The organism is Rhodobium orientis (genome assembly GCF_003258835.1).
Lineage (GTDB): Bacteria > Pseudomonadota > Alphaproteobacteria > Rhizobiales > Rhodobiaceae > Rhodobium > Rhodobium orientis.
In genome coordinates, this window is sequence record NZ_NPEV01000026.1 from 1 (window position 1) to 12,158 (window position 12,158).

Consider the following 12,158-nt stretch of genomic DNA (forward strand, 5'->3'; position numbering starts at 1 on the left):
GCTTTTGCGCCGCCCCGTCGGAGGCCAGCGAGCGATAGCGAGCGCACAGCCGTGAGACATAAAAAGGGCGACGCTTCGACCAGCGCCGCCCTCAAGTCGTTCCCTTCTGGTTTGAAACCGTCACCCGGGCCGCGTCGCCTCGCTACTTCACGATCACCTTGGCGCCGATATCGACCTGGTTGTAGAGGTTGATGACGTCCTCGTTGAGCATGCGGATGCAGCCCGAGGAGACCGCCCGGCCGATCGACCAGTCCTCATTGGTGCCGTGGATGCGGTAGAGCGTCGAGCCGAGATAGAGCGCCCGCGCGCCGAGCGGGTTCTTCGGCCCGCCGGGCATGAACCGCGGCAGGTCCGGCTGGCGCTGGATCATCTCCGGCGGCGGCGTCCAGCTCGGCCACTTCTTCTTGCGGCTGATCTTTTCCACGCCCGACCAGTCGAAGCCCTCGCGGCCAACGCCGATGCCGTAGCGCACCGCCCGGTTGTTGCCGAGCGTGTAGTAGAGATAGCGGTCGCCGGTATCGATGATGATCGTCCCGCGCGGCTCATGCGACCGGTAATAGATGGTCTGGCGCTTGTACTTCTCGCGGGCGATCGCCCCCGCCGCCTCCGGCGAGATCCGGTAGCGGACCCATTGCTTGGAAACCGGATCGAAGAACTTGTCGGTCGGCGGCAGGGCGGCGGCCGGAAGGGCCATGGCGATCCACAACAGGATCATCCAGAACGCACGATGCATATGCATCCTCCGAGTGTCGACCGGCACCGGCGCTCCCGCGAGCCGACGCGGTCGTGGACGATCGACACCGACCGGGTCGTTGCCCCGGATGCCGGCCGATACGCTCGCCCGTCCATCACCTGGAAGCGGTCAGCCCATTCGCCTGACGGCGTCCGCTCCCGTGAAAAGAGGTCGATGGCGCACAGCGCCACCTACCGCAGTTCATCCCATCCTGCGGCATACGTCAATTAACGTATTTGCGAAAAATGTGGCAGCGCGCTCGGGGCGCCACGTCAGACGGGTTCGGCCGGCTGCCAGACCTCGCCGATATGCTCCACCGCCTGCTCGTGGGCGGCGCTGTCGTTCAGCGAATCCGCCGCGAACAGCCGCCCCTCGTGCATGTAATAGACGACGAAGCAATCGTCCTCGGGCCGCCCGACGATGCAGGTGTCGTCGTAATATTGCGACAGCCCGGCGATCTCCAGCTTCATGCCGTATTGCACCGAGGTGAAGCAGGGCACCGGATCGTAGTGGACGCGCTGACCGAGCATGCCGGCCGCGGTCACCTTCGACTGTTCCACCGCGTTCTGCACGCTCTCCACCCGGATCTCGCGGCCGTATCGCGCCGAGAAGAAGCGGGCGCAATCGCCGGCGGCAAAGATGTCGGGCGCCGTGGAGTGGCCCATGGCGTCGACGATGATGCCGTCGTCGGTGGCGATCCCGGCCGCCGTCGCCAGTTCGTCGTTCGGCACCGTGCCGGTGGCGATGACGACGAGGTCGGCAGCGATCAACTCGCCGCTCTCCAGCCGCACCGTCTCCACGTTCGAGCCGCCGGCGAACCGGCGGATGCGGGTCTGCAGCCGGACGTCGACGCCATTGTCGCGGTGCAGCGCGACGAAATAGTCCGAGACGAAGGGCGACGCGATCCGCCGCATCACCCGATCGGCGGCTTCGACCACGGTGACCTCGGCCCCGAAGGCGCGGGCGACGGCCGCCACCTCCATGCCGATATAGCCGCCGCCGACGATGACGACCCGTCCGCCTTCCTTGATCCGCGGCCGGATGAACTCCGCATCGCCGATCTTGCGCAGCGCGACGATGCCGGGAAGGTCGCGGCCGGTGACATCGAGGAGGCGCGCCCGGTTGCCGGTGGTGAGCAGCAGCTTGGCGAAGGAGAGCGTCGATCCGTCGGCAAAGCCCAGCGTCTTTTCCGCCGCATTGAGGGCGGTCACGCGCGTTGCGGCGCGAAAATCGATGTTGAGGTCCTCGAAGAAACCAGCCCCCTTGAGGGCGATGTCCTCGCGCGTCACCTCGCCGGAGAGGAAGGACTTGGACAGAAGGGTCCGCGCATAGGGCGCCTCGGCCTCTTCGCCGATCAGCACCAGATCGCCGTCATAGCCAAGCGCGCGCAGCGTTTCCGCCGCATTTGCGCCGGCCAGCCCGGCGCCGACGATCACGATTGGTTCCGCCATGCTCTCCCCACCTTCTTGTCGTTTTCGGCTCGCCCGCAGGGGACCTCCGCGCGGACAGCCATCGGAGTCCATTAGCACGAATTCATGCTGCATTGCACCCAAAACGGCGTCGCAGCCCCCGCGTGTATACAGAAACTGCAACACCGCGAAGGAAGCAATTGCGGCTTCAACCGGAAGCCGATAGGAAAGCCCGATGTCCGATCGCTCGCCGCCTCTTTTTGCCGCACTTGCCCCAGGCGTCTTCGTCCTGTTGTGGTCGACCGGCTATATCGGCTCGCGCATGGGTGCGCCCTATGCCGAGCCCCTGACGTTCCTCCTCATCCGCTTTTCCATCGTCACGGTGCTGATGGCCGGTCTCGCGCTCGCCTTCCGGGCGCCGTGGCCGAACCGACGCGGAGCGCTCCACGCCGCCATTGCCGGCGTCCTCATTCACGGGCTCTATCTGGGCGGAGTGTTCTGGGCCATCGACGGCGGCATGCCGGCGGGCGTCGCAGCCCTCATCGTCGGCCTGCAGCCTGTCCTGACAGCGATCGCCGCCGGGCCGCTGCTCGGCGAACATGTGGGCGTGCGCCACTGGATCGGCCTCGGCGTCGGCCTTCTCGGCCTCGGCCTCGTGCTGGGCCCCAAGCTCGACATTTCCGACTCCGGCATTTCGCTGGCAACCATCGGCCCCGCCGTCTTCGCCACGGCGGCGATCACGCTCGGCACCATCTACCAGAAGCGTTTCGCGACGGCGACGAGCCTTCTCGCCGGCGGCGTCTACCAGTATCTCGCGGCCGGCGTCGTCGTCGGCATCGGCGCGCTGATGGTGGAAGACTTCGAGGTGCAGTGGAGCGGCGAGTTCGTGTTCGCCATGGCCTGGCTGGTGCTGGTACTGTCGATCGGCGGAGTGACGCTGCTGATGATGCTGATCCGTGCCGGCGCCGTCTCGCGGGTTGCCTCGCTGTTCTATCTGGTGCCGGCTCTGACCGCGCTGATCGCCTGGCTGCTCTTCGGCGAAACGCTCACCTACGTCCAGCTCCTCGGCATGGCGATCACCGGCTTTGCCATCGCCCTCGTCGCCCGCAGCGGGAAATAGCAGCGGATCAGCCGACGATCTGCACCCTGGCCGGGCGCACCCTGGCCCGCGCCGCCCGGAACCGCAGGATCGCCGCATTGAGCTCGGCCCCGAGGATAAAGAGGGCCGCCACGAGATATAGAAAAACCAGCGCCGTCATGACGCCGGCAAGGCCGGCATAGGTCGAGACGTAGTTGGAAAACCGCTCCAGATAGGCGGCAAAGACCGAGCCGGCAACCAGCCACAGCACCAGCGTCGTCAGGATCCCCGGCCAGAGCTGGGTGATCGGCCGCCGCCCGGCCGGCAGAAAGCCGTGGCTGATGAAGAGACCGGCCAGCAGGATCACCGTCGCGACACCGAACCGGATCAGCGTGAAGGAGGCCGTCGCCGGCTGCAGCCAGGGCGCGATCTTGATCGCGGTCGCCCAGGCGAGCGGCGCCAGCACCACCAGGAAGGCGAGCGCCAGCATGGCCGTCGCCCCGAAGATGACGAAGAAGATGGATTGCAGCCTGAGCCGGAAGATCGAGCGGGTCTCCCGCATCCGGTAGGCCCGGTTGAGCGCGGTCCTGAGCGCCTCCACGCCGTTGGACGCGAACCAGATGGCGAGCAGGATGCCGACCGTGACGAGGTCGCCGCGCGGCACGGTCAGCACCGTGTGGATCTCCCGCGACAGCACGGTGGCGATGCGCTCCGGGATCGCGTTGAGGAGCAGCGCCGCCGCTTCCTCGGCGAGCGAGGCGCTGCCGAGCGTTGCCGCGGCGAGCGCGGCGACGAAGATCAGGAACGGAAACAGCGCCATCAGCGAGGTCATCGCCACATGGCTGGAAATCGCCCAGCCATCGTCGTTGTTGAAATGCCCGAGCGCATCCTTCAGCACCCTTCGAATGACGACGATGGTTCGCCGGGCAATCCGACCCACGCTGCTGCCCCCTTCCTCCGCAATCCGCTTGCCGGCGCTCGGCACGTACCGGTAGCTCAAATCCTGGATCTGCACCGGCCGCCGCGTCGCCGGGTTCAGAACCGCGCGCATCATTGCATAAATGCCATGAAACATCTTGCGTCTGCGAGCCATGGAACCGGGATCCTGGGTTGCCGCCTTTGCGGGCGAGAAGTGCCGGGAGGACGGGCACGGAAAAAACCGCTCAGCCGCTGATGCAGGCGGTCGATGCATTCTCTCACCCGGAACCCAACGCCGCGTCGGCGCACCTTGTTCCCGCGGCGGCGCCCGCCGGCGCGAACCGGCGCTCGGCCGAAAGGCGGAGTTGCATCGCCCCACCGAATTGCGCATGTTGCACTGCAAACCAGAAGAACAATGTGCCAACACCCAGGATGAAACGCCGGAGCCAGCCATGACCACTGCCGATACTGCGCCCCTTTCCTTCGACGTCTTGACGTCCAAATGCGGCGATGCGGTTGCCGCCGCCGACGGCTTCCTCGCCCGCGCCAAGGCCGCGGTCGGCGACAAGGTCGTGGAAGACGGCCGCGTCTCCGGCGCCCTCGTCTCCCGGGAGCAGCGCGCCTGCCACGGCCTTGCCTGGGCTGCCACCTATGTGGAAGCGCTGCGCGAGATGGCCGGCTATGTCGACCGGCTGAACGACCATGGCAGCTTCGGCGAAATCGAGGCCCTCATTGTGGAGATCGCCTTCGGCGAATACCTCTCGGAGCTCGTCGGCGGCATCCCGATGAGCCAGGGCGAGATCGTCCGCCCGGTGGACCTCGGCCTCACCCGCGACGACGTTGCGCTCCTTACCGACGTGCCGGCCGTCGCCTGGTTCCTCGACAACGGCAACACGGCGGAAAACCGTGCCAACCTCGTCGACCACATGCAGAAGGTGGAGGGCGTTGCCACTATCGGCGACTGCGCCCTCGACGAGACCTTCGAGGCGTTCCGCGAGGAAATGCGCCGCTTCGCCGAGGCCGAGGTGTTGCCGCACGCCCATGAATGGCACCTGGCGAACGACTACATCCCCCTCGAGGTCGTCGCCAAAATGGCCGAGTTCGGCGTCTTCGGGCTGACCATCCCGGAAGAGTTCGGCGGCCTCGGGCTCGGCAAGGAATCCATGTGCGTCGTCTCCGAAGAGCTGTCCCGCGCCTATATCGGCGTCGGCTCGCTCGGCACCCGCTCGGAAATCGCCGCCGAACTGATCCTTGGCGGCGGCACCGACGCCCAGAAGGAAAAGTGGTTGCCGCTGATTGCCTCCGGCGAGGTGCTGCCGACCGCCGTCTTCACCGAGCCGAACACCGGCTCGGACCTTGCCAGCCTCAAGACCAGGGCGGTGAAGGACGGCGACAGCTACAAGGTCACCGGCAACAAGACCTGGATCACCCATCCGGTCCGCGCCGACCTGATGACCCTGCTGGTGCGCACCAATCCGGACGAGAAGGGCTACAAGGGCCTCTCCATGCTGCTGGCTGAGAAGCCGCGCGGCGACGACGCCAATCCGTTCCCGGCCGACGGCATGAGCGGCGGCGAGATCGAGGTCCTCGGCTATCGCGGCATGAAGGAATACGAGATCGCCTTCGACGGCTTCGAGGTCAAGGCGGAAAACCTCCTCGGCGGCGAGGAGGGCCAGGGCTTCAAGCAGCTCATGCAGACCTTCGAGTCTGCCCGCATCCAGACGGCGGCCAGGGCCATCGGCGTTGCCCAGTCGGCCCTCGACCTGGGCCTCCGCTACGCCCAGGAGCGGGTGCAGTTCGGTGAGGCCCTCGTCAATTTCCCGCGCGTTGCCGACAAGCTGGCGATGATGGCGGTGGAGATCATGATCGCCCGCCAGCTCACCTATTTCTCCGCCCGCGAAAAAGACTCCGGCCGCCGCTGCGACCTGGAAGCCGGCATGGCCAAGCTCCTGGGCGCCCGCGTCGCCTGGGCCGCCGCCGACAACGCCCTGCAAATCCACGGCGGCAACGGCTTTGCCCTCGAATACCCCATCTCCCGCGTCCTCTGCGACGCCCGCATCCTCAACATCTTTGAGGGCGCCGCGGAGATCCAGGCGCAGGTGATCGCACGGCGGCTGCTTGAGGGGCGTAATTAGGGGGCGGCATCGGCTGTACGGCATGCCTTTGCCGATGCGGCGCCTGCCCGGCGTTTCGCAATCGATCGACCGTACGGCCTCGCTCGGCGTCGGCCCCGCCCCCGTTGCAGACCCTGACGCTCGAAACCATCGTCGCCACGACAGAAAAGCGCCGTAAAGGGCCGAGTGGACACGCCGGACGGTACAAGACTGTCAAAAAAGCGGAAAAATGGTGCCGCATGACGGATTCGAACCGCCGACTCCATCATTACGAATGACGTCGGGCAACAAAAAACCCATTTGAAGAATCGTTGTTTTTTCTAGCCCGGCCAAGAACTACAGGAATATTCCTAAAACGCGTCAGATCAACGGGCCGGTGCCCGTCCCCCGGCCCCGCGCCTTACGTTCACGCTCTTCAAGCACGTCGCGCCACATTTCATAGGTCGAGGCGACCATCTGCTCCAATTCCTCACGGGAGTAGAGTTCAACACCCTCATCCGTGTGGAGCCTGACCGCGCGCCGACCATCGGACGGGCCTCCAAACTGCACGATAGTCAACCGCACGTCTGCAAAGTCCTCATCAGCAGCCCGGATGCGTTCGTGCATCATCGAAAAGGCAAACCTTCGGCCCTCAGCAGTCAAGCCTCTGGTGCGACGTGGTTCGATGAACAGGGCGCTCGCTTGCTCATCTATGGCGAGAATCATCGGTAGCCAGAAGGTGACTTTCTGCCCCATACCCATCGACAGCGGGAAAAATTCTTCCCGCCGTCCGAAGACCCGTCCAGAAGTCGCAAAGTCGTGCAGGCCAAGGGCAACGCGCCGATTGTAGATGAACTCTTCGTCCGATTTGCTGTGCTTCCGCAACTCGGACTCGATAATGCGCCAAGGCGTCGGCTCAGCTGAGCCAAAATCTAATTCGGGCTGCATGTTGAAAATGTCGGAAAAGCAGGATCGAACAGGCTTGTAGGAGAAGGTCGAGAAACCGCCCTTCATCTGCTCTAAGCTCTTGCGCTTCATGTCGTCGCGCTGGGGGGCGATTCTCGCAAGGTCAATGTCAGGTAAAAGGCGTGTCGTCACTGGGTGGTTCTCCTGCAAGAGGACTAGTCCCGACTGACACTTTGTGGTGTCGGAATCGGTCAATGATTACATCATCCGGTATCCGCATTCCAAAAGCAACATCTGTTCTTGCTTTGTCCACGACCACAGACCACGGCGAGTCCTTTGCATGCGAGAGATCAACAAGCCGCCTAGGCTGAAGATGCCCGTATGATCTTATTACGTCGGCCACGAGATCGATAACTTCGAAGTCGGTCGGCTTGGGCAGATCTCGCATTTTGCCGGTGAGAGGGTCTTTCGCTACCGCACGATTAATGATCGCCGCGGCCCCCGACGGCTTGAATGCTCGGTAGACCGCTGGATGCACTGGGCCGTGCTGCCAAGCCTCGAAGTAACCTGATACTAGCGGTCGCTTTGTCTTGGTCAGGTGTATCCCGTGGGCGAAGTAGAGCAGCTTTTGGAGTGCTAGGTTCGTGATCTTCCAGCCGCGCCGATCTGCCTCGTCCAGCATGAGGTTGGCGATTGCCCTCGGATCGTATGGCTCGCTCATAACCTCATACCTGCCAGTCTCGAGTTCTACTTTTGTTCGATATCATGCCGGATAATGGAGTGTTTTGGCAACGGCATTGAACGACCCGAGACATAGGTGACGTTTTCTAACGAACACGGGGGAAAATGGTGCCGCATGACGGATTCGAACCGCCGACCCCATCATTACGAATGACGTGCTCTACCAACTGAGCTAATGCGGCTAAGGGCGAGGCTTCAAATCAAAAAACCTGCCGAACGGTCGAAACGCTATTTCCCGAAAAGGGTCGCGACCCCTGTCGGACGGCGTTTCAACCGCCCTCTGATAACGGCAGAGGCCCGGCATTTCAAGCGCCATTCTCGCCGTCCTGCGATGGCCGTGCGACTGTATCCGGCGCAATGATCGAAGAAAAAACCGCGCCGCCCCCTTTTTGGGGAGACGACGCGGCTGTTGTGTCGGTCGCGGGCAGAAGGGCCTCAAGTGTAAGACTTGTAGCCGTTCCTGTCGGCCCCGTTGCCGCGCGGTCCCGGATCGTCCGGCGCCCGGCCGAGCGGATAGGCGACCGTGCTCCGCCGGGTCCGATAGCCGTCGCCCACGGCATCGGGGATCGGCGGCGCGACGGTCTCGCGCCCGCCGGCGCTTGCCGGCTCCGGCTTCGCCGGTTTGGGGGCTGCAGCAGTCTCCGCCTTTTGCGGCACCTTTTCCGGCGCCGCATCCTTGGCAGGAACGTCCTTTGCCGCATCGGGCGCGGGGGCCTTGGCCTCCGCACCCTTTTCGTCCTTGTCCGCCTCCGGCTCGGCCGGGTCCTTGCCCGGCGTCGCCGCCGCTTGCTCGTTGGAGGCGGGGTGTTCGGTCTTGGCCGCGGGCGCCGGCGTCTCGCCGCTGCCCGTTCCGGAGCGTGCTCCGTCGGTATTTGATGACGCGGGAACGTCGAAGGCGGCGGTCTTCACCGCTCCCGCGTCAGATTTTCCCGGCGTACCGGCTGCCTCCTCGAGGTTGCCGACCGGTGCCTTGTCGTCTTCGGGCTTTTTCGGCGTGACGTCCCTGGCCGGCTCGATCACCGCCTTGGCGGCGACCGGCGGACGCGGCTGCAGCAGCGCCTCGTCGATCAATGGTCCGTCCTCGGGTGGCGCCAGCGCCGTTGGCGGCGCCTTCCACTCGAAGGCGTCGAGCTCGCCGGTGACCGGAGAAATCGGCGCCCAGGTGTCGGAGACGACGCCGTCGGCGACCCATGCCGGATCCTGCGGCGCCCGCACCGCCCGCGACAGCCATTCGCGGACCCGGCCATGATCGCCGTGCTGGCCCTCTTCGACCTCGGCCATCATCAGGCAGGCCCGCTTGGTCGGCGCCGAGCGCAACAGCTTGGTCAGCGCCTCGCGGGCCGCCTCCCAGTCATTGGCGTCGATCGCCACCCTGGCGAGCGCCAATGCGCCTTCCGGATGGTTGGCGCGGAGCTGGTTCAGGTGGTTGACCCGTTTCAGCCGGTCGCGGATGGAATCGCCGGGCCGGATATGGATATAGGCCTCGGCGATGTCCGGATGCGGGTTCTTTTTCCAGGCCGCCTCCAGGACCTTCGCGGCCCGGCCGAAATCGCCGGAACGCGAATAGAGCCGCCCGGCAACCGCCGCCGCCGGCACCAGGTCGGGTGCAAGGCCGTGGGCTTCCTTGGCCAGCGCCCGGGCCCGGTCGGGCGAGCTGGCCTCCAGCTCCATCGCCCGCGCGGTCAGCAGCACGGCGCGCTCGCGTCGTGCGGTCTTCTTATCGACCAGTTTGAACTGGGCGTTGCGCTCCAGCGTGGTCAGGGCCGCTTCCCAGTCGCCTTCCGACGCCTGGAAGTCGAGCATCGCCTTCCCGGCCCAGGGAAGGGCGGGCGAAAGGGCGATCGCCTCCTTGGCGTAGTGCCGGGCGGCTTCCGTCTCGCCGGCCCGCTGCGCCTCCAGATAGAGGCCGTGCAGGCCGAGGACCTGGGTCGATTCATGCTCCAGCATGCTGGTGAACTGACCCTGGGCCTTGCCGCTGTCGCCACCGAGCTGGGCGGCCTGCGCCGCCAGCAGCTTGGTCGCCGGTTCCCGGCGCAGGAGCTTCTGGGCGTCCTTGGCGTATTTGCGGGCCCCGGAGACATCGCCCGAACCGACGGCGATGAGGCCGTTGGTCAGGGCCCGGTAGCCGCGTTCGCGGCGGCGCGTGCCCCAGAACCGGGCAAAGCTCCGCGGCGAGCGGACCAGTTTGACGATGATCGCCCAGGCGATGAAGAGAACGATGACGAGGACCAGGAGGCCCACCAGGCCGACCATCAGGCTGGTCTGGATCTGGTAGCCCTGCCAGTCGAGCATCACGGTTCCCGGCCGGTCGGCAAGCCATGCCCCGCCAAGGGCGAAGGCGAACAGAACGGCGAAGAAGATTATCAAACGAACCATATTACTACTCCCTCAGCCGCTCAGTTGCTCGCCGCCGGGGCGTCGCCCGACAGCATGGTCAACACGTCCTTGGCCGTCTGACGGACCAGGGACTCGGCTTCCAGGCGGGCCTGGACGGCCGCGGCCCAATCGGCCCCGGCGGCCTTGGCGTCGTCCGGCAAGGCATCCATTTCGCCGACGGCTTCGGCCAGCTTGCCGGCCTTCACCTCAGCTTCCATCCGCGCGACGATCGACGAGACACTGGTCCCGCCGCTGTCCCCGGCCGGCCGCACCTTCACTGCGGAACGGGCATTGACCAGGAACTTGTCGAGAATGCCGGCATCCTCAGGCACTTCGCTGGTGGTCGCCAGCATGGCGCCGGCCACCGCATCGAAGCGCTGGACCAGTTCGGCCCGCGTCGGCAGTCCGCTCTCGGCATGGGCTTCAAGCGCGGAAAGGTCGACCCCGTCGCCGACGGACGCCTTCACGGCCGAAAGCTCGGTGGCATAGGGCCGTCCGGCATCGACCGCATCGGACAGGGACGCGACCGCAAGGGCGCGCGCCGCCGTTTCGCGGGCGGTGACGCCACCGAGCTGTTCCTCGGCGGAACCCATCCGCTGGTCGAGCGAGGTGATGGTCTCCTCCAGCGAGCCGAGCTTGGTCGTCAGCGACTCCTGACCGGACTGCAGCGCCGACAACTGGCTGGTCGCCGCGTCGACGTTCTCCGTCAGCGTCTCTGTCGCCGCCTGCAGGGCCTTGACGTCGGGTCCGAGCGCAACGCCTGCGCCGGATGCGACATCGGCCTGCTGGGCCGTCAGGGCAACCTGCTTGAGTTGGTCGGCGGTGCTGCTGACCGTGCTTTCAGCCTCCGAGAGACGGCTGTCGATATCGGCCACCCGCTCGGGCAGGCTTGGGTCGCCCGCCGGCTTGTCGGCCAACGTCGCCACCTGGTCCTGCATCGATGTAAGCTTGCTCTGGACGTCGGTGATTTCCGACTGCAGGCTTTCGAGCGCCACGTCCGATCCGGCCGCACCGGTCGAGACCAGCCGCCGCAATTCGGTGACCTCCTCGTTGAGCGGGGTCAGATCCGGCACCGCTTCACGGGCCGATCGTGCCGCCTCTTCGGCGGCCGTCAGACGCTCGGCAAGGGTCGCGATCTGGTCGCTCGTGCCGGTGTCGTCGGGCGCCGATTCCAGCGCGGAGACGCGGGTTGAGAGCCCGTCGACGGTCGTCGCCAGCTCGCCACCGCCGGCAATCCGCTCTTCGAGCGCGGCGATCTTGGCCTCAGCCTCGCTGAGCGCCGTCTGCGTGGCCGCGGCCTCTTGGGCACCCGGCAACTGCAGTTTTCCGGTCTGGATCAGGCCGTAGGCACCGCCGAGCGCGATCACGCCGCCGAGCAGGGCGGCGACGAAACGGCTGCCGGCACCGCTGCTCTGGACCGGCGGCGGCGCCATCTTGGTCGCCCCCGGGTCGGCCTTCGGCGCGGCTCCCGCAGCGGCGCTTTTCGGCTTCTCGTCCGGTTTCGGCGGAGCCTTCGGATCCGGCTTTGCCTCGCCGGGCTTGGCGGCGGCCTTCGGGTCGTCCGTCTTGCCGGTTTCGGCCGTCTTCGCGCCTCCCGCAGCGCTTGTCGGCTTGTCGCCCGGCTTGGCGTCGGTCCCGGTGGCTGGTTTGCCCGGATCCTTGTCTTTCGACTCTGTTGCCTTCAGATCGATGGTTACGGGTTGTCGGGGCGGTCGGCTCGCCTGCTTGCGCTCCGCGGCCGAAGGATTCGCGTCCGTCTTGTCCTTTCCAGGGGCATTATCTTGAGGGCCTTGCTTGCCTGGTCCGGTCGCGCCGGGACGATCCTTGTCAGAATTGGAAGCCATGCAACTCCTCTGGTAAGCGTGGGCGATCACCCGACGGTCTGCCCCCGGACCGCGGGTATG

Annotated in this window: 9 protein-coding genes and 1 tRNA gene; 2 read left to right on the forward strand and 8 right to left on the reverse strand. The window is 65.9% G+C overall.

Annotated elements, in window-relative coordinates:
* Positions 1 to 142: 142 nt before the first annotated feature.
* Positions 143 to 733, reverse strand: a complete 591-nt coding sequence (locus CH339_RS12660; protein ID WP_244669191.1) for a L,D-transpeptidase — start codon at positions 731 to 733, stop codon at positions 143 to 145.
* A 272-nt stretch (positions 734 to 1,005) separates the two neighbouring features.
* Positions 1,006 to 2,184: an NAD(P)/FAD-dependent oxidoreductase gene (locus tag CH339_RS12665; protein ID WP_111434729.1), complete on the reverse strand. Its 1,179-nt coding sequence runs from the start codon at positions 2,182 to 2,184 to the stop codon at positions 1,006 to 1,008.
* Positions 2,185 to 2,377: 193 nt separating this feature from the next.
* Here CH339_RS12665 and CH339_RS12670 point away from each other — a divergent pair, with 193 nt between their 5' ends.
* Positions 2,378 to 3,262 (forward strand): DMT family transporter, encoded by an 885-nt coding sequence (locus CH339_RS12670; protein ID WP_111434730.1) that lies wholly within the window; start codon positions 2,378 to 2,380, stop codon positions 3,260 to 3,262.
* A 7-nt stretch (positions 3,263 to 3,269) separates the two neighbouring features.
* On the opposite strand, the gene CH339_RS12675 is transcribed toward CH339_RS12670, so the two are convergent.
* Positions 3,270 to 4,313, reverse strand: coding sequence for a YihY/virulence factor BrkB family protein (locus tag CH339_RS12675; RefSeq protein WP_244669192.1), 1,044 nt, complete (start codon positions 4,311 to 4,313; stop codon positions 3,270 to 3,272).
* A 277-nt stretch (positions 4,314 to 4,590) separates the two neighbouring features.
* Here CH339_RS12675 and CH339_RS12680 point away from each other — a divergent pair, with 277 nt between their 5' ends.
* Positions 4,591 to 6,273, forward strand: coding sequence for an acyl-CoA dehydrogenase family protein (locus tag CH339_RS12680; protein WP_111434731.1), 1,683 nt, complete (start codon positions 4,591 to 4,593; stop codon positions 6,271 to 6,273).
* A gap of 339 nt (positions 6,274 to 6,612) precedes the next feature.
* On the opposite strand, the gene socB is transcribed toward CH339_RS12680, so the two are convergent.
* From socB to CH339_RS12705, 5 genes are all read right to left on the reverse strand, one after another.
* Positions 6,613 to 7,329 carry a type VI toxin-antitoxin system SocB family DNA replication inhibitor toxin gene (gene socB, locus CH339_RS12685; RefSeq protein WP_111434784.1) on the reverse strand — a complete coding sequence of 239 codons (717 nt, stop codon included), beginning with the start codon at positions 7,327 to 7,329 and terminating at the stop codon, positions 6,613 to 6,615.
* Positions 7,307 to 7,858, reverse strand: coding sequence for a type VI toxin-antitoxin system SocA family antitoxin (gene socA, locus CH339_RS12690; RefSeq protein WP_111434732.1), 552 nt, complete (start codon positions 7,856 to 7,858; stop codon positions 7,307 to 7,309). The genes socB and socA overlap by 23 nt, the downstream gene beginning before the upstream one ends.
* A gap of 126 nt (positions 7,859 to 7,984) precedes the next feature.
* A tRNA-Thr gene (locus CH339_RS12695) sits at positions 7,985 to 8,060 on the reverse strand.
* A gap of 253 nt (positions 8,061 to 8,313) precedes the next feature.
* Positions 8,314 to 10,254 (reverse strand): heme biosynthesis HemY N-terminal domain-containing protein, encoded by a 1,941-nt coding sequence (locus tag CH339_RS12700; protein WP_111434733.1) that lies wholly within the window; start codon positions 10,252 to 10,254, stop codon positions 8,314 to 8,316.
* A 20-nt stretch (positions 10,255 to 10,274) separates the two neighbouring features.
* Positions 10,275 to 12,098: a mitofilin family membrane protein gene (locus CH339_RS12705; RefSeq protein ID WP_111434734.1), complete on the reverse strand. Its 1,824-nt coding sequence runs from the start codon at positions 12,096 to 12,098 to the stop codon at positions 10,275 to 10,277.
* Positions 12,099 to 12,158: the final 60 nt, after the last annotated feature.

Coding starts and splice junctions, on each gene's coding strand:
- CH339_RS12660 (WP_244669191.1), bottom strand. CDS start 733: ATGCATCGTGCGTTCTGGATGATCCTGTTGTGGATCGCCATGGCCCTT.
- CH339_RS12665 (WP_111434729.1), bottom strand. CDS start 2,184: ATGGCGGAACCAATCGTGATCGTCGGCGCCGGGCTGGCCGGCGCAAAT.
- CH339_RS12670 (WP_111434730.1), top strand. CDS start 2,378: ATGTCCGATCGCTCGCCGCCTCTTTTTGCCGCACTTGCCCCAGGCGTC.
- CH339_RS12675 (WP_244669192.1), bottom strand. CDS start 4,313: ATGGCTCGCAGACGCAAGATGTTTCATGGCATTTATGCAATGATGCGC.
- CH339_RS12680 (WP_111434731.1), top strand. CDS start 4,591: ATGACCACTGCCGATACTGCGCCCCTTTCCTTCGACGTCTTGACGTCC.
- socA (WP_111434732.1), bottom strand. CDS start 7,858: ATGAGCGAGCCATACGATCCGAGGGCAATCGCCAACCTCATGCTGGAC.
- CH339_RS12700 (WP_111434733.1), bottom strand. CDS start 10,254: ATGGTTCGTTTGATAATCTTCTTCGCCGTTCTGTTCGCCTTCGCCCTT.
- CH339_RS12705 (WP_111434734.1), bottom strand. CDS start 12,098: ATGGCTTCCAATTCTGACAAGGATCGTCCCGGCGCGACCGGACCAGGC.